Consider the following 20,344-nt stretch of genomic DNA (forward strand, 5'->3'; position numbering starts at 1 on the left):
AAAATAAGAACATATGTTCTTATTTTTTATATATTAATTTTTTCACTTTATTAATTGGACCTTTTTTACCAATATAACACATTACACAACTAGTTTCATTTAAATATTTGTAATAATCTTCATTAGAGTGGAACCTTTGTCATTGTTTTACTTCTCATATTGGTATGTCGGTAATATTAATTACTACAACATTAAAATACAACGAACTTAATAATCATAATAAATGATATAAATAATTTATATCACTATTAATATTTTTAAATAATAAATCACAAATAAACAATGCTGTCATCATATATCAAAACCCAATTTCTGCTAAATAATTAGGGTGACGACAATCTTTTCATAAACCATAATTAATAAAAAATAAATCATGTTTTTTCTTTAAGGAAAATCTAAAATTTTGTCAATCTGCAATTGTCTCAATAACTAAAAATAAAATAGCAAGCATAATAAAAATAAGTAAGTAATTATTAAATGTACTATTAAAATAAACAATATCAAGACTTAATGCAAAAACCGTAGGAATACTAATCATAAAAACTGAAATTCCTTGTAAAATTGAAAAAATACTAAATTTTCAAAAATTAATAATAATTTTATCAAACCGATATTCAACCTTATGTTTAATAATTTTTAATAATAAAAAACTACTTAATATTAGAACTCAAATATTATAAAGAACAAACAACGAAATTTGGACAGGACTAAAATTTTGCTTTCAAGCAAAAATGATCACACTTAAACAAATAAAACTTAAACAATAAATAATTTCAGTTAAAATAGCAGTTTTAAAAATAAAAGCTATCATAAAGAAAATAAAATTAATAGTTAATGATATTAAAAATATTCAAAGTATAATATAAAAATCCATAATAAATACCCCTTAAATTATATTAAATATATTTCAATTATAACAACTAATGAAATAATTTTAATAACTTAGATTTAAATTTTAATTTTGTACAAAAATATATTTAAATTATATATTTAAAGAGGCTTTTTAATAATATGTGTATCTTTGTTTTATAAAGTACTAGTTTAGATTAATTCTATCTTCAAATTTTATCATAAAATGAGCAATTGCTGTATTTCAATTTTGAATAGGCAATGTTCATTTTTTTGTTATATTTTCAATTGCCAAGTAAAATATTTTGAAAACTGCCATATCATTAGGAAAAACTTTTTTATTTCTGATGATTTTTCGTAATTGACTATTAACAGATTCAATAGCATTTGTAGTATAAATCACTCTTTTGATTTCTACTGGATAACTAATAAAAACCATTAAATTATCTCAATTTTTATATCAAGATTTAGTAATTTGAGGATATTGTTTATTTCATTTACTTTCAAACGATTCTAAAGCTTGCATTGCTTGTTCTTCACTACATGCACTATAAATTGGTTTTAAATCTGCAACTAGACCTTTTCGATGTTTGTATGAAACATATTTTAAACTATTTCTAATTTGATGAACAATGCATAATTGATGTTCTGTTTTAGGATAAACTGATTGTATTGCTTCTGACATGCCTGTTAAATTATAACTACAAGCAATAAGAATATCATTTAAGCCACGATTTTTCATTTCTGTGAAATTAGATAATCAAAACTTAGAACCTTCATTTTCACTAATTCATAATCCTAAAACATCTTTTTTGCCTTCTAAATCAACTCCTAATGCTATATAAACTGATTTGTTAATAATCCGTTTATCTTGTCGTACTTTAACTACTATACAATCAAAATAAACAATAGGATGCTGAATTATACTTGTAAGTGCAAGTAAATAAAATTGCAAAAAAATTCTCATATAAAAATTTCATAATGCTAAATTTATTTTATAAAAAAAGTAAGGAGTTTTTATATGAGTTATAAACATCTTGGCGTAGATGAAAGAATTTATATTGAGAATCAATTGAAATTTAAAGTTAAAATTAGTGAAATAGCTAAAAATCTTAATCGAAATATTAGTACTATTATTCGAGAAATTAATAGAAATCAAGATAATAGTAATTATTTTTCATTGATTGCACAAAATAAAGCTGAAAATAGAAAACAATCACATATTTTTTTTCATAAGTTTAAAAATAAAGATTTAGTAAAATATGTGCAACAAAAACTATTATTAGGCTGATCACCTGAACAAATTTATGGCAGAATTAAAAATTTTCATAAACAATGAGTTATTAGTTTTAAAACAATTTACAATTGAATTTATTCTGGATTGCTTGATCAAGTTACTAGTAAAAATTTAAGAAGAAAAGGCAAAAAACGCAAATCTCAAGAAAATCGTGGCAAATTCAATAGCAAATCAATTAAAGAAAGAGATCTTAATATTAATGATCGTATAACACTTGGTCATTGAGAAGGAGATACTATAGTATCATCACGAGGCAAAAGTAAAAAATGTTTAATAACTTTAGTTGAAAGAGTATCACGATTTACTTTAGCAATATTAGTTAAAAACAGAACTACTAAAGTTATTAACAAAAATATTAGCCATTATTTATCAATTCTTCCTAAAAATATTGTTAAAACCATTACTTTTGATCGTGGTAAAGAATTTTCAAATTGACAACAACTTGAAAAAAATTTAGATGTGAAAATTTATTTTGCAAATCCATATTCACCTTGACAAAGAGGTACTAATGAAAATACTAATGGTTTAATTAGAGAAAAATTTCCTAAAAAATTTAATTTTTCAAAAACTTGTAAAAATGAAGTTCATAAATTTATATTGTCTTTAAACCAAAGACCAAGAAAAATACTAAATTATCTTTCACCGATAGAATATTTGGATAGAAAAATAATTTAGTTGCACTTACCTTTACAATTTAGCGATAAATACTTTCTAATGGTCGATTTTGTCATGCTTTAACATCATCAATAACATAATCAGTAATTTGACTAATAACACTTTCACTAATATCAGCACCATGATATAACTCTTGCAACTGCATTCTAATGTCAGATAATGTCATTCCTTTTGCATACAAGGAAATAACTTGTTGATCAAAACCATCAAATCTTCTTTGCCTTTTAGGAACTATTACAGGAGTAAAATTACTATTGCGATCTCTTGGTACATCAATTTCAATTTTACCTTGTTGAGTTATTAATTTTTTTGAACTTGTACCATTACGAGCATTTTCAGTAGTACTATGTTGATTTTTTTCATATCCTAAATAATTTTGCATTTCAGAATTCAACATTTTTTCAACTAATCTTTTTGTTAATTCTTTATATAAACCGCCAGGTTTAAAAACTGTTGTTAAATCTTCAGTATTTTCTAGTAATAAATCTACTGCTTTTGATATTGGATGATTATTATTAAAGTTATCTTTTTTAGCCATCTGTAACTCACTCTTTCTAGTCATTTAATTATATTTACTAGAATTAATTAAACATAGTTATTTTTGTAAGTTACACAGATTACTAAACATTTCCTTTCAATTTTGAATAGGCAATGTTCATTTTTTTGTTATATTTTCAATTGCCAAGTAAAATATTTTGAAAACTGCCATATCATTAGGAAAAACTTTTTTATTTCTGATGATTTTTCGTAATTGACTATTAACAGATTCAATAGCATTTGTAGTATAAATCACTCTTTTGATTTCTACTGGATAACTAATAAAAACCATTAAATTATCTCAATTTTTATATCAAGATTTAGTAATTTGAGGATATTGTTTATTTCATTTACTTTCAAACGATTCTAAAGATTGCATTGCTTGTTCTTCACTACATGCACTATAAATTGGTTTTAAATCTGCAACTAGACCTTTTCGATGTTTGTATGAAACATATTTTAAACTATTTCTAATTTGATGAACAATGCATAATTGATGTTCTGTTTTAGGATAAACTGATTGTATTGCTTCTGACATGCCTGTTAAATTATCACTACAAGCAATAAGAATATCATTTAAGCCACGATTTTTCATTTCTGTGAAATTAGATAATCAAAACTTAGAACCTTCATTTTCACTAATTCATAATCCTAAAACATCTTTTTTGCCTTCTAAATCAACTCCTAATGCTATATAAACTGATTTGTTAATAATCCGTTTATCTTGTCGTACTTTAACTACTATACAATCAAAATAAACAATAGGATAAATACTTTCTAATGGTCGATTTTGTCATGCTTTAACATCATCAATAACATCATCAGTAATTTGACTAATAACACTTTCACTAATATCAGCACCATGATATAACTCTTGCAACTGCATTCTAATGTCAGATAATGTCATTCCTTTTGCATACAAGGAAAGAACTTGTTGATCAAAACCATCAAATCTTCTTTGCCTTTTAGGAACTATTACAGGAGTAAAATTACTATTGCGATCTCTTGGTACATCAATTTCAATTTTACCTTGTTGAGTTATTAATTTTTTTGAACTTGTACCATTACGAGCATTTTCAGTAGTACTATGTTGATTTTTTTCATATCCTAAATAATTTTGCATTTCAGAATTCAACATTTTTTCAACTAATCTTTTTGTTAATTCTTTATATAAACCGCCAGGTTTAAAAACTGTTGTTAAATCTTCAGTATTTTCTAGTAATAAATCTACTGCTTTTGATATTGGATCATTATTATTAAAGTTATCTTTTTTAGCCATCTGTAACTCACTCTTTCTAGTCATTTAATTATATTTACTAGAATTAATTAAACATAGTTATTTTTGTAAGTTACACAGATTACTAAACATTTCCAAACAAAGATACACAGATTATTAAAAAGCCTCTTTTATTTTATTAGCAATCATTTCTCTAATACTATTAGTACTATTAAATTCTTCAATTGTGGTTACCTTTGTAATAGTAAATTTACCAATAACTTCTTCTTTAGAACAAATATTATTGTTACTATTATTATTTATCTTTTCTTCTAAATCTATTTTTTCTTTTTTTATTTGTTCAAGTTCTGATTGAATTTTAATTATTTTTTCTTGAAGTTCTTTTTTATTATTTTCTAAAAGTTCTTTTTCTAAATCTTTTTGTTTTTGTTCTAAATCTTTAATTTCTTTATCAATTTTAGCTGCTTTATCATAATCAGCATCTTTTACAAATTGTTCTTTTTCTTTAATTAAATTATTTTTATTATTTTCTAATTCACTTAACTTATCTTTAATTTCTTGACTATTAGTATTATTATTATTTATTTTTGCTTCTAATTCTTTAATTTGTTTATTCTTTTCTTCAATATTTTTGTTTAATTTTTCAATTTATTTCATAGATTTATCATTATTATAATTTAGAAGTTGATCCATTTTTTTATTAATTGTTTCACAACATTGACTATTATCATTTTTTTCATTAGATTGACAATTATCAAGTTTTTCATTTATTTCTTTTAATTGCTCTTGTAAAATTTGACAATTAATTAAATGAATCTTATTTTTTTTCTTCTTTTATTAAAATTTCCAATTTTTTTTAACACTATTGATTTGTTTTTCAATAGCTTCTTTTTCTTCTATATTATCTTCTAAGTCCTCTAATGACTCTGGATCATTTTTAATATTTTGAATTTATTTTTCCTTTTCTTTTAATTTCTTTTCAAGTCTTTCTAATTTCTCTTTTAATAATTCAATTTTAGGATTAGGTTTTATTTCATTATTATCTTTTTCATTTAATTGTTTTCTTAATTTTTCAATTTCTTTATTAGCTTCTTCTAACTTATTTTTTAGTTCTTGTAATTTTTCATTATCACTACAGTTTTTAATTTCTTCTTTTAATTTAGATACTTCTTTATTAGCTTCTTCTAACTTAGACTCTACTTCTTCTTTAGCCTTACTAGTTTCATCTAATTTAGATTGAACTTCCTCTTTTTCTTTACTTATATTTTCTTTTTCTTTATTAGCTTCTTCTAACTTATTTTTTAGTTCTTGTAATTTTTCATTATCACTACAGTTTTTAATTTCTTCTTTTAATTTAGATACTTCTTTATTAGCTTCTTCTGATTTAATTTCTAATTATTTTATTTTTTCATTATCATTAGCATTATCAATTTCTTCTTTTAATTTTTCAATTTCTTTATTAGCTTCTTCTAACTTATTTTTTAGTTCTTGTAATTTTTCATTATCACTACAGTTTTTAATTTCTTCTTTTAATTTAGATACTTCTTGATTAACTTCTTCTAACTTAGACTCTACTTCCTCTTTAGCCTTACTAGTTTCATCTAATTTAGATTGAACTTCCTCTTTTTCTTTACTTATATTTTCTTTTTCTTTATTAGCTTCTTCTAACTTATTTTTTAGTTATTGTAATTTTTCATTATCACTACAGTTTTTAATTTCTTCTTTTAATTTAGATACTTCTTTATTAGCTTCTTCTAATTTAATTTCTAATTCTTTTATTTTTTCATTATCATTAGCATTATCAATTTCTTCTTTTAATTTTTCAATTTCTTTATTAGCTTATTCTAACTTATTTTTTAGTTCTTGTAATTTTTCATTATCACTACAGTTTTTAATTTCTTCTTTTAATTTAGATACTTCTTTATTAGCTTCTTCTAACTTAGACTCTACTTCCTCTTTAGCCTTACTAGTTTCATCTAATTTAGATTGAACTTCCTCTTTTTCTTGAGTAATTTTTTCTAGTTGCTTTTGTAAATCTTCTATAGAAATATTTTCTTCATCACTAGTATACATTGATTTTTTCTACTTCTATATATGTTAAAAATAACATTTTTTATAATCTGATTTTTAATTAAATTTAAAAATAAAAATATCAGAATAGTTCTAATTTATATTAGTAGTTTCCTTGTACCAATATTAAGATTCATCAAAAATATAATTTTTTTAATTTTATTTAAGGCTTTTCTCCCTTTATGTACTATTTTAATTTTATCACATAAATGCTGAGAAAAGCCTATCTACGGACTTCTCCCCACATTTTTAAATCAAACATAGAATTACAGTTTCAAAACTAGGTATCTTGTTGAATTTATATGCAGCTTCTTTAGCATATAAATGAACATGATGTTTTGCAACTTTGATATGTGTTTTAAATGTTCTTCTTATATGTTTTCAAACTGATTCAATTTGGTTGGTATTTACACCAATTTTTGAAACATAGCCATCTTGATGGTTAACTGTTTCATGCTTAGTGAAAAATGATTTAAAATCGCAATATCCTTTTCAAGAATCAGTATATACAAGACATTTTGAAGAAATGTGGTTTTTTGCAAACTGCAAAAGATTTTTACTCTTTGCGTTTTTCAATACTTTCACAATTAAATTATTGGTTGTTTTTTGATAAATGCCAACAATCAAGGTTTTATTCACCAAGGATCTTCCTTGTTTTTTAAAACCCATATGTGAAAGATACATTTCATCAATTTGCACTGTACCTTCAACAATAAATTGAGGTTTTTGTGCAATACGTGTTCTGATTTTATGAGTCATTCTTCAAGCAGTTTTCAAAGTCACTCCCAATTCTTTTGCAATATCTGTTGATGTAATTCCATGTTTGGTGTTTATTTATCTAAAGATAAGATAAAACCAAGATGTTAAAGATGTTTGTGACCTTGAAAATATGGTGCCTGTGAGAATGCTAAATGTTTGATTACATTTTAAACATCTCATTCTTTTTAAATCAGAAGTATTCAAATTAAAATTAAAACACCTAATACATTTGTTTTCTTTCAAATTTGCTATATATGCAAGACATTGCTGTTCAGTTTGAAAAGCATTTTTGAATTCATTCAGTTTCATTATTCCCTCCACAAGTACATGTGGGGAGAAGTCCGTTATTTAATATAAACAATTGTAAATTTAAAAAAGTATAAAATAATATTGAATTATATGGTATTTTGATTAAATTCCAATTTAAATTTATAATTGAAAAAATAAATATACAATAAAAAAAGTACTTTAATTTACTAAAATACTTTTTTTGATTTATTAAATTTCAAAATCACATAATTATATAATATAGAAATATTATTATACATTTACTATATACTGTTTTATATAGTAAATGAGCGTGGCTTTGAAAGAAATGATTGTTCAAACTCTGTTTTAAGAATTGAACTAATAATTCCACCATCCAAAGAATTTGTACCCTCACAATAGTTATTGAATGTTCCATAGTTATTTCTTGGCTTAGTAGTAGATCCAAAATTACTATCTACTTTCTGCTCTTCAACAGCATCAAAAAATTCTTCATCACTTTCAAAAGATAGTTTTGATTTTTCAAAATTTCATTCTTCTTCATTACATAATTGTCCAATAACACTAGAAAATTCTTCAATACTTTCTAATTCACTAAAAATATCTACTAAACAAGAATCATTAATAGAGGATTGACATGATGTTACTGATTGTTCAATATTACCATTATTTTGTTGATAACCAGTTCATCTTTTAATAGTATCTATAACAGTACTCAGTTTTGGAAGAAATGGTATTCCTTCTTTATTAACCATACAATTAAGTAAAGATGAAACTAGAGAAAGAGTTATACCACCAATAACTTTTGGAGCATCTGTTGACAGTTTTTTTCAAGTAAATTCTTGATTAGATATATAATTCTCAGTACCTCATGTTATAGCCATTGATATTGGTGTTATAAAAAATAATGGTAAAATATTTTTATAAAAAAAATTACTATTTTCATCACTATTTTGTTCACTATTAAGAAGTTGATTTTCTATATCATTAATATTGTTATTAAATAAACTTTTAACTTTTTCTCAACCTAATTTTATTACTTTTTCTATCCTAGAAATGATTGCACCATGAAAAGTCATATTTAACACATAACTAGTAAATTCAATAGTTGTCTGTCCAAGAATTTCCATTGAAATTCAACTATCTAAAATATTATTAGAAGCTCTATCCAAAATTACACCAGAATAACTTAAAAATAATAAGAAAGGAATAACTTTTATTATTTCTTTTCCTACATTAATATTATTTTCATTGTTTTTTCATTTATCTATAACTCAATTTTCAATATTTTCGATTGAATCAAAAATAAAAGGTTCAATAGCTGTATCACAACCAATAAGTATACCACTAAATATCAAACTATCCTTAATAGTTTGTCAATTTCATGATGTTTTAGCAACAGTAGTACTAATTATCATTTGAGCAGTGATATTACCAGAAAGAGCAACAATAAAAGTAATATTTTTACCTAAAAGTTTAGTTATTTTTGATAAATATTTGTTTTCTTTAATAGCAGTTTCTTCAAAAATAGATATTGTACTACTATTAGATATGCTAGAAAAATCACCACTTGAACCCAATAAACTTATTGCACTATCATCAGACATTCTACGAATATTAGGATTTTGATTACCTGTAAATAAAGGAGACATTTTAAACACTTCTTTCATATATAATAATATTTTTTTAAGTTGCTACTTTTTTAAAATAAAAAGTAGCTTCCAGTAATATAATTATTACGTGAAACTACTTCTTTTAGTCGCATATATTATTTAACCTAAAAAGGTATGAAAAAATAATAGCATGTGTTTTATAACTTGTCTATATTTTTTTAATTTTTTTAAAACAAAAATAGTTATAAAAGTAATTTTTATCGGACTTCTCCCTACATGTACTTGTGGAGGGAATAATGAAACTGAATGAATTCAACAATGCTTTTCAAACTGAACAGCAATGTCTTGCATATATAGCAAATTTGAAAGAAAACAAATGTATTAGGTGTTTTAGTTTTAATTTGAATACTTCTGATTTAAAAAGAATGAGATGTTTAAAATGTAATCAAACATTTAGCATTCTCACAGGCACCATATTTTCAAGGTCACAAACATCTTTAACATCTTGGTTTTATCTTATCTTTAGATGAATAAACACCAAACATGGAATTCCATCAACAGATATTGCAAAAGAATTGGGAGTGACTTTGAAAACTGCTTGAAGAATGACTCATAAAATCAGAACACGTATTGCAAAACAAAAACCTCAATTTATTGTTGAAGGTACAGTGCAAATTGATGAAATGTATCTTTCACATATGGGTTTTAAAAAACAAGGAAGATCCTTGGTGAATAAAACCTTGATTGTTGGCATTTATCAAAAAACAACCAATAATTTAATTGTGAAAGTATTGAAAAACGCAAAGAGTAAAAATCTTTTGCAGTTTGCAAAAAACCACATTTCTTCAAAATGTCTTGTATATACTGATTCTTGAAAAGGATATTGCGATTTTAAATCAGTTTTCACTAAGCATGAAACAGTTAACCATCAAGATGGCTATGTTTCAAAAATTGGTGTAAATACCAACCAAATTGAATCAGTTTGAAAACATATAAGAAGAACATTTAAAACACATATCAAAGTTGCAAAACATCATGTTCATTTATATGCTAAAGAAGCTGCATATAAATTCAACAAGATACCTAGTTTTGAAACTGTAATGCTATGTTTGATTTAAAAATGTGGGGAGAAGTCCGTAGATAGGCTTTTCTCAGCATTTATGTGATAAAATTAAAATAGTACATAAAGGGAGAAAAGCCATTTTTATTATTAATTTTTATCTTTTCAAAAAGGAACTAAAAATTTATTAATTAACTATTAGTAGTAAAAATAAAAGTTAAACCTTCATATTTATTACCAAAAGCAATATCCTTTGAATTTTTACCCTCTAATCCAATTTTTATATAATCATAATATTTATCACCAAATTTTTTATTACCAGTAATAGCAATAACATTATTATATCCACCAGCATTTAACAAATATGGTTTAAAATTATCAAAAGTTAACCAAGTAACGGGTTTTTTTGGAATAAAATTTAACAATGGAACTAAAATATTACCAAGTAAAGGGTTTTTCACTTCTTCAGAAGGAATTCACTCTTGAAATGATTTTCAAAAATTTTCAGCTGCATCTGAATTATTTCTTAAATATTGTTCTTTTTGATTTTTTTCTTCTCTTTTAAAAGTAGCACCAGCAGTAACTAAATCATTATAAAATCCACCACTATCCTTTTTATTAATTGATAAATATTGTGTTCCATTAACTAATGGTTCTAATTTTTCATTTATATAATCTTGTAATGGACTAAAATTAGCATTAAAACTACAATCTTTTACTGCAGAATTATTATAAATAGTTAAATGAATTTTAATGTTAGTACTATTAATTTTTTTTATTTCATCTTGACCATTAGGAATTTCATAAGTAATATTACTAAAATCTTCTGGAGCAGTATTAAACAAGTTCCAAATATTGTCTTCAATTAATTTTTTAAAATCAGAAACATGAGTTTTATTTTCGGGTTTTAAAAAATTAGTAAAATTGGGATAAGTATTATTAGCAATTAAATTTGCAGCATCTTCTAATAATTGCTGATAATCAACTGATGAATTGTGAAAAACATCACATGCGCTAATATTAATACTAGTAATACTAGTAAATGCAAAAACACTTATAATTTTTAATATTTTTTTCATAATAAACTTCCTTAGATAATCACTACTTTTTTAGTATTATCTTCAAATTTTTCTTTTTTGTATTAATAATTCTATTTTTAATTTGTGAAATTTCAGCGTGATCTGTTATTTCATAAAATAAATGATAATAAATATATTTCAACTCACTAACTTTAATATTTTGTTTTTCAACAAATATTAGAAATTGATAAATTTCATGTAAAAGTTCAAATATTTTATTTTTTTCTTCATTAGTTAATACTTTTTGTTTTAATTCATTTCGAATAATTATTGGTGCTTCTTTAACAAATAGAAAATCACTAATGATATTTTTATAATCTCAATTATAAAATATTTTAAAATCATCAACTTTGGTTTTAACATCTTTAATATTTTTTAAAATAGTTTTAACATCGTTTTTAACTAAACTTTGAATAAAGACTGCTAATATTAATGCTAAAGAACTAGCGGGAATAAAGTACTTTAAAACTTGATCAATGTTAATAGCACCCTTAGTAAAATTCAAAATTGAATTTTTTACAATTAAATATAAAACTTCAAAACCTAAAATAATAAATAATGATCGTTTTTCTATATCTTTTCATCAAGGATTACCAAGAATCTGATTTTTTTCTTCTAATATTTTTTCTAAAATAATATAAATAATAAAATAACAAAATCAATAAGTTAAAACAAATAATGTGGTAAAAAAATTAGTAAAACAAAAAATATAAGTAATGTTTCTAGCAACATTTAATACTAATAAAGCTTTAAAAATAAAGAAATTATTTTCAAAATTTGAAATTACCTTATATTTATTTTCAATATATTTTTTCATTCAACATCTGATTTGAATAAATATTAAAGTATTACTTGCAATACAACTACTAAAAATAGCAATATATAAATAAGTTTTTAAAGTAATAATAGTTTCATCAGTAATACTAGCATTATTAAAAAAATCAAATGTTAAAATTTTATTAAAAATACTACTTTTAACTTCTCATAAAATTGCACAAATAATCAAACAAATTGTTAACAATATTCATAAGATCGTCTGCATCAAATATTTATTGTTAAATCATTTTCAACTTGATTTTAATAATTGATAGTTATTCATAATTTTATCTACCTTATTTTTAAATTATTGTAAAGTAATTTATATAAATTATCGGACTTCTCCCCACATGTACTTGTGGAGGGAATAATGAAACTGAATGAATTCAACAATGCTTTTCAAACTGAACAGCAATGTCTTGCATATATAGCAAATTTGAAAGAAAACAAATGTATTAGGTGTTTTAATTTTAATTTGAATACTTCTGATTTAAAAAGAATGAGATGTTTAAAATGTAATCAAACATTTAGCATTCTCACAGGCACCATATTTTCAAGGTCACAAACATCTTTAACATCTTGGTTTTATCTTATCTTTAGATGAATAAACACCAAACATGGAATTCCATCAACAGATATTGCAAAAGAATTGGGAGTGACTTTGAAAACTGCTTGAAGAATGACTCATAAAATCAGAACACGTATTGCAAAACAAAAACCTCAATTTATTGTTGAAGGTACAGTGCAAATTGATGAAATGTATCTTTCACATATGGGTTTTAAAAAACAAGGAAGATCCTTGGTGAATAAAACCTTGATTGTTGTCATTTATCAAAAAACAACCAATAATTTAATTGTGAAAGTATTGAAAAACGCAAAGAGTAAAAATCTTTTGCAGTTTGCAAAAAACCACATTTCTTCAAAATGTCTTGTATATACTGATTCTTGAAAAGGATATTGCGATTTTAAATCAGTTTTCACTAAGCATGAAACAATTAACCATCAAGATGGCTATGTTTCAAAAATTGGTGTAAATACCAACCAAATTGAATCAGTTTGAAAACATATAAGAAGAACATTTAAAACACATATCAAAGTTGCAAAACATCATGTTCATTTATATGCTAAAGAAGCTGCATATAAATTAAACAAGATACCTAGTTTTGAAACTGTAATTCTATGTTTGATTTAAAAATGTGGGGAGAAGTCCGTAGATAGGCTTTTCTCAGCATTTATGTGATAAAATTAAAATAGTACATAAAGGGAGAAAAGCCTAAATTATTATTATAATTGTAAGCTATTAACTCACATTTGTGCTTGCGTTAAATTTAAAATATCTTTACTAATCATTGCTAATAATTTATTAATAAACTTTTCAAGATTAGTAGTAGTGGGTAAAACCATCAATTTTCCTTTTCCATCATTATATGGATTTTTTCCTAATTCATATTTTCAACTTAATGTTAATTGTTCATTTTCTATGTGAATAACTGGTAAATCCTTATTTCCTAAACTATAAGCAAATTCATTAAGTAAATTCATTACTTTTGGTTCTAAAATTAATCTTAATTTAATTTGATTATCACATTTTACTTCAAATAAATCTTCAAATAAATGTGATTCTAATTGAACTTTCTTTTTACTACGAAATTTTTTTGAAAATATATTACGTGGTGTTAATGTCATTGTAAAATTATTATTCCTAATAATAGTTGTGTAATAAACAAAACGTGTATAATAACAAGTAATTTTTTCTGTTTCAATAACTTGAGCAGCACTATTATATCCAGAACTTGTTTCATACATAACTTTTTGGTTAATGATACTTCCATAGTTAAAATTTTGACCATTAATACTTCCTATCATTACTTGTTCGCAATAATTATAATAATAATTAGGTTGTTCATCTAAAGGTAAATTACCTTGTGGTTCAATTGTTCAATAATCACTAATAGTTGTTAAATTCATTTGTGAATTATTATCTTTAATAACTCATTGATAATAGTTAATAATTGGTAATTCTTCTATTAATTTTTCATTAATTTTAGTTTTTAATACAAAACTCTGTACTAATAAAAAACATCCAACAATAAATCCAATAATACTAATAATGGTAAATGGTTTTTTAATAAATGATGATTTGTTAATACCAATACTAGCACCAATAGCAATTAGAGCAATAATGGTAGTAATAATTCATAAACTAATTCATAAACGATTATTTATTAATTTAATTCATCAATGATTACTACTATTATTATAGTCAGTATGAATATTATTAAGAATCTCATTTACAACCTTTGGCGATAAATTATGTTTCATAATTATTCCATTCTTTTTTAATTCTTAATATAGTTTATAACTAATTTTGTTTTATAAAAAATAGAAAAAGACTAACTATAGATGTAATAATCTATTTAGAAGTCTAAAAACCTATTATTATAAAACTAATTACATTATAACATATATATTATTAGTTTTTTTCTAAAAAATCATTAATTTCAGTAATATTAACAGGTGCATTTTGTGGAGGTTTACCTGCATTACCACCATGCATATATTTTGCAAGAACTGCTACCATAAAAACTTTAGGATCGATTCGAACTATTTTTGTTTTAAAAAAATTATATTCTAATAATGACATTGTTGTCATCATCATTTTATATTCATTACCTGAATACAAACCTTTCACATTTCAAACATTACCACCACGTAAATAATTATTTCGATAAATATCATTACGGATTTGCTCTAATTCATTAGAAATAATAAAGACACTCATCAACATATATTTTGGATAAACTCTATTCATAACAAAAGCTGCTACATAAATATAAACAAGCGTTGACATAAAATAAGGTCTAACTAAAAAATTATCAACAAGACTAGTTTTCTGTAAAAAAGTTCCATCAAGAATTAAAACAATAACAACAATAATAATATTAGTATTTCTAATAATAGTAGCAATTGAATATTTACGTTTCATAGAAATATAAGTACTAATAAAATCCATACCACCACTAGATCCACCAGTTTTAAATAAAATACCAATACCAGCACCATAAATTAATCCACCTAAAGCAGCAAAAATAAAAGTACGTGGTAAAACTAAGTGCCAATAATCTGTAGTACCTTTTAATGGCTCATTACCTAAAACTTGAAAATTTTTAAGAACATCAATTGATGTTAACAAAAAGTTAATTCCGTTTTGAAATAACAAATAAATAATAGTATAAAGAGTAAAACGAAATCCAACCTTGAATAATCCTCAAATAATGATAGGACCATTAATAAGAAAATATACTGGATAAAATCAAAATGCTTGGGTTGTTTCTTGTTCAGTAATACTGCCATTATAAGATAAGGCAATAAATTTAGCTATTAATTGTGCAAAAGCTGATAAACCATTAGTATATAAACCAGCACGATTAATAAAATAAAAAAAGGAAACAGTTGTTAAAAAAGCACCAATAAAAATTAATAATAAATTTTTGGAAGTTATTTTTCAATTAAATTTTTTTCATGAAGAATGGATCTCTTGCTTAACACCAATATTTTTAAAAGTAAAGGCATCAACAATTAACGGTGGCTCTTTATCTTTATTTTTTGCTTCTGAATTATTGGACATATTAAACTCCTTTTTAACTATTAAATTGAAGTATTGTTGGAACATAATTACTATCATCATAAGGCGAAGGTAAAGACATGTCAATTAATGAATCTTGAAAACTAATCACAAAATTAACTTTAAGTTCTAATTTATTAGGACCAGAACTTGTAACTTTTTGACCATCAATTCCTTTGATATTAATATTAACAGAATTAACATGAGGATTATTATTTAATGCTAAACTTATTCCTTCTTGAACTAAAGTTTTAGTTTTTTGAGAAAAATCAGCATATGTTTTATCAATATCAGGTTTAGTTTTTTCATCAACACTAATTGGTACTATTTGTTCTGATAATTTAGTAACATCACTAACACAACTATAAACTATGTAATCGCTTTGTGTATAAGAACATTTTATATTAAAAGTTTTTTTTATGTATTGTTCAACTTTAAAACTTTTATCATTATTTACTACTCCAACTTGATAAGTAATATTAATACTAATTCTACCAGTTGAAGCATCAACATCTCAAGTTATTGATTTTGTTAATTCATCTATTTTACCATTATCAATCGTAAAATAATAACATTTAGTACCCACTTCTAATTGACTATCAAATCAAGTTGGTTCTTTAATATTTGCTTTATCTAAAATTAATTTGGCAAGTGATTGTGCAAGACTGTTTTCTAATGCTTCATTTTTAATAACTTGTTCTTTTTCAGGTCTTTGACCATCAATAGGAACATCCACTGGTTTTTTAATACCAACTTTTGACAAAGTTGCTTCTCAACCATTATAATTACCATTACCATTAGTAATTGCTTTTAAAATACTATCTTGTTGTTGATCAGAACAAGCTAAAACTGGCGTTACTATTCCACTACCAAAAGCAATAGTACCCATTAATGTTAAAATTTTTTTCATAATTATAATCATTCCTTAATTTATAAAATATCATATATAAATTGTAACTTATTTTTATTATTTTGCTATACACTATCTTCAAAATCTTTATAATTAATATTAGTTTATATTAAAGGAATTGATAATATGTTTAAAATTTTATATACACTAGTTACTATTTCACTAGTCACTTTTACTAATTTAAGCCAAGTGAAAATAAATAATTATCATCATAAAGAAATAAAATCAGAAAATACTATCCTAAACGAACAAAGTTTAACCTTAGCTTTTGAAAGTGGAAATTTTTATAATTGAAATGAAAATGATTCAAATAATTCTATTGCTGGTATTTTTACAAATTCACAAGCACAATCTTATTTATTAAATAAGGATGGCACATATAATAATTTAGACTTACAAATTAGTAATTTTATTAGATTTGATGATAACTTAGGAATTGCTACTTTAAATAATTTTCATAAAAGTGATGATAGTAATTTTATTAATAATTCATTTTTAATGACTAAAAATGGTATTAGTGATGATGCTACTGCCATTGAAACTCCAAATCATACTTTTACTAACTTTGGTAATAATATCGTTAGTACCGATATTGGTGCTGACTTAATTAATACAGACGGAAAAGTAACTAACTTAGTTACTCCCTATCATTATGGAAAAGGTAAAACTAGTTTTACTACTATAAATGCTACTTTTGGCGTTTTTGTTGGTGGTGATCAAAATTCTTATATTCTAAAAGTTGATGGTAATATCAAACCAATTAATATTAATGTTCCTAATCCAATACTATTAAATTCTTTTGTTGCCATTAATGATAATGGTGGCATTATTCGTGATGTTAATGGGCAATTATTTTATTTAACAATAGATGATAATGGTAATGCTACAACAAAACCATTAATTATTAATAAGGAACCACTGTTTAGTACTACTACTGTTTTTTTTTAGCAAGACTGGTAACAATCAAGGAATTTTAAACGTAAATCTCAAAAATAGCTCCAAATTTTTTGGACAACCTTATCATTTAAGCATTACTGATAGTAATGATATTAAACTTACAAAAATTAATGAACATTATATGAATAATTTCATTTTACTTCATGATGGTTTAGGTGTTTTTATTGATGAACAAGAAATTGGCTATTTTGTAAATGAATTAGGTACTTTTACTAAAATTGGTTATTGTGCCAATTTCCAAAGAATAAATGATAATCTTGGTTTTATTAATAATAATACAAGTAAATTATTACTAAGTGATAGTAAAAATAACAATTGAAGTCGAATTAATACTATTAAATTTACTAAAACTAAAGATGAACAATTGACTAATTTTATTAATTCATATATTGATAAAGATAAACTCACTGCAGTTAATCGTACTAATAATTGAATTAGTAATAATAGTTTAATTTTAAATGTAACTAATGATGAGCTAAAAGATATTACTATTAATGATAATCAACCATTATTACCAAATATTAATAATAATATTACGACTATTATTAATAGTAATTCTGAAATTAATATTAAATTTGAAGATGAAATAATAACTTACCATGTATTAATATATAATCAAAATATTTTGCCAACACTAGATAATAGTACTAATACTAATATTAAATATGTTGGAATAGTAAATAATAATTTATATGATATTAATAGCACTAATACTAATGACGGTTTTACAATTGATTTTAACTATGATAATACTATCCAATTTGTAAATATTATTACTATTGATAGTACTACTATGAATAAAATGAATTTATGAACATTAAAACCAAAAACTACTTTTAAATTAAATGCCAAAAGCAATAATAATGTATATCTACTACAAACTGTTAATTGAAATAATATTAGCAACTGACAATATTTTAGGAAATGTTTAGTAATCTGTGTAACTTACAAAAATAACTATGTTTAATTAATTCTAGTAAATATAATTAAATGACTAGAAAGAGTGAGTTACAGATGGCTAAAAAAGATAACTTTAATAATAATCATCCAATATCAAAAGCAGTAGATTTATTACTAGAAAATACTGAAGATTTAACAACAGTTTTTAAACCTGGCGGTTTATATAAAGAATTAACAAAAAGATTAGTTGAAAAAATGTTGAATTCTGAAATGCAAAATTATTTAGGATATGAAAAAAATCAACAGAGTACTACTGAAAATGCTCGTAATGGTACAAGTTCAAAAAAATTAATAACTCAACAAGGTAAAATTGAAATTGATGTACCAAGAGATCGCAATAGTAATTTTACTCCTGTAATAGTTCCTAAAAGGCAAAGAAGATTTGATGGTTTTGATCAACAAGTTCTTTCCTTGTATGCAAAAGGAATGACATTATCTGACATTAGAATGCAGTTGCAAGAGTTATATCATGGTGCTGATATTAGTGAAAGTGTTATTAGTCAAATTACTGATGATGTTATTGATGATGTTAAAGCATGACAAAATCGACCATTAGAAAGTATTTATCCTATTGTTTATTTTGATTGTATAGTAGTTAAAGTACGACAAGATAAACGGATTATTAACAAATCAGTTTATATAGCATTAGGAGTTGATTTAGAAGGCAAAAAAGATGTTTTAGGATTATGAATTAGTGAAAATGAAGGTTCTAAGTTTTGATTATCTAATTTCACAGAAATGAAAAATCGTGGCTTAAATGATATTCTTATTGCTTGTAGTGATAATTTAACAGGCATGTCAGAAGCAATACAATCAGTTTATCCTAAAACAGAACATCAATTATGCATTGTTCATCAAATTAGAAATAGTTTAAAATATGTTTCATACAAACATCGAAAAGGTCTAGTTGCAGATTTAAAACCAATTTATAGTGCATGTAGTGAAGAACAAGCAATGCAAGCTTTAGAATCGTTTGAAAGTAAATGAAATAAACAATATCCTCAAATTACTAAATCTTGATATAAAAATTGAGATAATTTAATGGTTTTTATTAGTTATCCAGTAGAAATCAAAAGAGTGATTTATACTACAAATGCTATTGAATCTGTTAATAGTCAATTACGAAAAATCATCAGAAATAAAAAAGTTTTTCCTAATGATATGGCAGTTTTCAAAATATTTTACTTGGCAATTGAAAATATAACAAAAAAATGAACATTGCCTATTCAAAATTGAAATACAGCAATTGCTCATTTTATGATAAAATTTGAAGATAGAATTAATCTAAACTAGTACTTTATAAAACAAAGATACACAGATTATTAAAAAGCCTCGCTTTTAAAGTTGCATCTTGAATTGATTCAAAAACAATCCTTGATACTGCTGGAGCAGAAAAATTATTAGGTAAAGGCGATATGTTATTTTTAGCTCCAGGACAAAATAATATCAATCGCTTACAAGCACCATGAATTAGTGATGAAGATGTTTCGGAATTAATAAAGTTTATTAAAGAACAATCTTCGGTTAAATATGATAATAATTTTATTGAAAAAATAAAAGAAATTAAAGATTCAAAAAAATAAAATAAGTTTTCTGTTAATTAACAGAAAACTTATTTTCATATTCCAAATTT

Annotated in this window: 22 protein-coding genes and 2 pseudogenes; 9 read left to right on the top strand and 15 right to left on the bottom strand. The window is 23.8% G+C overall.

What is annotated here, in order from left to right; all coding sequences use genetic code 4:
* Positions 1 to 19: 19 nt before the first annotated feature.
* Positions 20 to 811, bottom strand: a complete 792-nt coding sequence (locus AACL02_RS05230) for a DUF1295 domain-containing protein (RefSeq protein ID WP_339043210.1) — start codon at positions 809 to 811, stop codon at positions 20 to 22.
* Between the two features lie 225 nt (positions 812 to 1,036).
* Positions 1,037 to 1,765 (bottom strand): annotated as a pseudogene (locus tag AACL02_RS05235) (IS256 family transposase); the annotation flags it as partial.
* Between the two features lie 105 nt (positions 1,766 to 1,870).
* Between AACL02_RS05235 and AACL02_RS05240 the strand changes: the two are divergent.
* Entirely contained in the window at positions 1,871 to 2,821 is a 951-nt protein-coding gene (locus tag AACL02_RS05240) for an IS30 family transposase (RefSeq protein WP_339040235.1), read from the top strand.
* Positions 2,822 to 2,846: 25 nt separating this feature from the next.
* On the opposite strand, the pseudogene AACL02_RS05245 reads toward AACL02_RS05240, so the two are convergent.
* From AACL02_RS05245 to AACL02_RS05255, 3 genes and pseudogenes are all read right to left on the bottom strand, one after another.
* A pseudogene (locus AACL02_RS05245) lies at positions 2,847 to 3,359 on the bottom strand (transposase); the annotation flags it as partial.
* Between the two features lie 57 nt (positions 3,360 to 3,416).
* The gene (locus AACL02_RS05250) at positions 3,417 to 4,637 is read right to left on the bottom strand and encodes an IS256 family transposase (RefSeq protein ID WP_339043604.1); all 1,221 of its coding nucleotides are present in this window, start codon (positions 4,635 to 4,637) and stop codon (positions 3,417 to 3,419) included.
* Positions 4,638 to 6,434: 1,797 nt separating this feature from the next.
* Complete coding sequence (locus AACL02_RS05255) at positions 6,435 to 6,668, bottom strand: hypothetical protein (RefSeq protein ID WP_339043216.1); 234 nt, start codon at positions 6,666 to 6,668, stop codon at positions 6,435 to 6,437.
* Between the two features lie 21 nt (positions 6,669 to 6,689).
* On the opposite strand from AACL02_RS05255, the gene AACL02_RS05260 reads away from it, so the two are divergent.
* Entirely contained in the window at positions 6,690 to 6,929 is a 240-nt protein-coding gene (locus tag AACL02_RS05260; protein WP_339043218.1) for a hypothetical protein, read from the top strand.
* On the opposite strand, the gene AACL02_RS05265 is transcribed toward AACL02_RS05260, so the two are convergent.
* Positions 6,915 to 7,448: an IS1595 family transposase gene (locus AACL02_RS05265; protein WP_339043220.1), complete on the bottom strand. Its 534-nt coding sequence runs from the start codon at positions 7,446 to 7,448 to the stop codon at positions 6,915 to 6,917. The two genes, AACL02_RS05260 and AACL02_RS05265, sit on opposite strands and share 15 nt — an antisense overlap.
* Before the next feature lie 51 nt (positions 7,449 to 7,499).
* Positions 7,500 to 7,733, bottom strand: coding sequence for a hypothetical protein (locus AACL02_RS05270; protein WP_339043222.1), 234 nt, complete (start codon positions 7,731 to 7,733; stop codon positions 7,500 to 7,502).
* Here AACL02_RS05270 and AACL02_RS05275 point away from each other — a divergent pair.
* Entirely contained in the window at positions 7,679 to 7,807 is a 129-nt protein-coding gene (locus AACL02_RS05275) for a hypothetical protein (RefSeq protein ID WP_339043224.1), read from the top strand. The genes AACL02_RS05270 and AACL02_RS05275 overlap by 55 nt on opposite strands.
* 180 nt (positions 7,808 to 7,987) lie before the next feature.
* Here the strand turns inward: AACL02_RS05275 and AACL02_RS05280 are convergent, their stop codons facing one another.
* Both AACL02_RS05280 and AACL02_RS05285 read right to left on the bottom strand, forming a co-directional pair.
* On the bottom strand, positions 7,988 to 9,361 hold the full coding sequence (locus AACL02_RS05280) for a hypothetical protein (protein WP_339043226.1): 1,374 nt from the start codon (positions 9,359 to 9,361) through the stop codon (positions 7,988 to 7,990).
* Positions 9,362 to 9,463: 102 nt separating this feature from the next.
* Positions 9,464 to 9,655, bottom strand: a complete 192-nt coding sequence (locus AACL02_RS05285; RefSeq protein ID WP_339043228.1) for a hypothetical protein — start codon at positions 9,653 to 9,655, stop codon at positions 9,464 to 9,466.
* Here AACL02_RS05285 and AACL02_RS05290 point away from each other — a divergent pair.
* Complete coding sequence (locus tag AACL02_RS05290) at positions 9,601 to 10,422, top strand: IS1595 family transposase (RefSeq protein ID WP_281747842.1); 822 nt, start codon at positions 9,601 to 9,603, stop codon at positions 10,420 to 10,422. The two genes, AACL02_RS05285 and AACL02_RS05290, sit on opposite strands and share 55 nt — an antisense overlap.
* A 133-nt stretch (positions 10,423 to 10,555) precedes the next feature.
* On the opposite strand, the gene AACL02_RS05295 is transcribed toward AACL02_RS05290, so the two are convergent.
* The 3 genes from AACL02_RS05295 to AACL02_RS05305 all read right to left on the bottom strand — a co-directional run bounded on the left by AACL02_RS05295 (position 10,556) and on the right by AACL02_RS05305 (position 12,684).
* The gene (locus tag AACL02_RS05295; RefSeq protein WP_339043230.1) at positions 10,556 to 11,443 is read right to left on the bottom strand and encodes a hypothetical protein; all 888 of its coding nucleotides are present in this window, start codon (positions 11,441 to 11,443) and stop codon (positions 10,556 to 10,558) included.
* Positions 11,444 to 11,465: 22 nt separating this feature from the next.
* Entirely contained in the window at positions 11,466 to 12,464 is a 999-nt protein-coding gene (locus AACL02_RS05300) for a hypothetical protein (RefSeq protein ID WP_339043232.1), read from the bottom strand.
* Positions 12,465 to 12,561: 97 nt separating this feature from the next.
* Positions 12,562 to 12,684 carry a hypothetical protein gene (locus AACL02_RS05305; protein WP_339043234.1) on the bottom strand — a complete coding sequence of 41 codons (123 nt, stop codon included), beginning with the start codon at positions 12,682 to 12,684 and terminating at the stop codon, positions 12,562 to 12,564.
* Here AACL02_RS05305 and AACL02_RS05310 point away from each other — a divergent pair.
* The gene (locus tag AACL02_RS05310; RefSeq protein WP_339043236.1) at positions 12,630 to 13,451 is read left to right on the top strand and encodes an IS1595 family transposase; all 822 of its coding nucleotides are present in this window, start codon (positions 12,630 to 12,632) and stop codon (positions 13,449 to 13,451) included. The genes AACL02_RS05305 and AACL02_RS05310 overlap by 55 nt on opposite strands.
* A 92-nt stretch (positions 13,452 to 13,543) precedes the next feature.
* Here the strand turns inward: AACL02_RS05310 and AACL02_RS05315 are convergent, their stop codons facing one another.
* From AACL02_RS05315 to AACL02_RS05325, 3 genes are all read right to left on the bottom strand, one after another.
* Positions 13,544 to 14,581 carry a DUF3137 domain-containing protein gene (locus tag AACL02_RS05315; protein WP_339043238.1) on the bottom strand — a complete coding sequence of 346 codons (1,038 nt, stop codon included), beginning with the start codon at positions 14,579 to 14,581 and terminating at the stop codon, positions 13,544 to 13,546.
* 151 nt (positions 14,582 to 14,732) lie between these two features.
* Positions 14,733 to 15,887, bottom strand: coding sequence for a YitT family protein (locus AACL02_RS05320; RefSeq protein ID WP_339043240.1), 1,155 nt, complete (start codon positions 15,885 to 15,887; stop codon positions 14,733 to 14,735).
* Between the two features lie 13 nt (positions 15,888 to 15,900).
* Positions 15,901 to 16,794 (bottom strand): hypothetical protein, encoded by an 894-nt coding sequence (locus AACL02_RS05325; RefSeq protein WP_339043242.1) that lies wholly within the window; start codon positions 16,792 to 16,794, stop codon positions 15,901 to 15,903.
* Positions 16,795 to 16,920: 126 nt separating this feature from the next.
* Between AACL02_RS05325 and AACL02_RS05330 the strand changes: the two genes are divergently transcribed.
* The 4 genes from AACL02_RS05330 to AACL02_RS05345 all read left to right on the top strand — a co-directional run bounded on the left by AACL02_RS05330 (position 16,921) and on the right by AACL02_RS05345 (position 20,294).
* Entirely contained in the window at positions 16,921 to 17,742 is an 822-nt protein-coding gene (locus AACL02_RS05330; protein ID WP_339043244.1) for a hypothetical protein, read from the top strand.
* Between the two features lie 130 nt (positions 17,743 to 17,872).
* On the top strand, positions 17,873 to 18,718 hold the full coding sequence (locus AACL02_RS05335) for a hypothetical protein (RefSeq protein WP_339043246.1): 846 nt from the start codon (positions 17,873 to 17,875) through the stop codon (positions 18,716 to 18,718).
* Positions 18,719 to 18,765: 47 nt separating this feature from the next.
* Positions 18,766 to 20,004, top strand: coding sequence for an IS256 family transposase (locus AACL02_RS05340; RefSeq protein ID WP_339043606.1), 1,239 nt, complete (start codon positions 18,766 to 18,768; stop codon positions 20,002 to 20,004).
* Positions 20,005 to 20,126: 122 nt separating this feature from the next.
* Positions 20,127 to 20,294 carry a hypothetical protein gene (locus AACL02_RS05345; RefSeq protein ID WP_339043248.1) on the top strand — a complete coding sequence of 56 codons (168 nt, stop codon included), beginning with the start codon at positions 20,127 to 20,129 and terminating at the stop codon, positions 20,292 to 20,294.
* Positions 20,295 to 20,344 lie beyond the last annotated feature (50 nt).

The organism is Spiroplasma endosymbiont of Apeira syringaria, from assembly GCF_964020205.1.
In the GTDB taxonomy this organism is placed as follows: Bacteria; Bacillota_I; Bacilli_A; order Mycoplasmatales; family VBWQ01; genus Spiroplasma_E; species Spiroplasma_E ixodetis_A.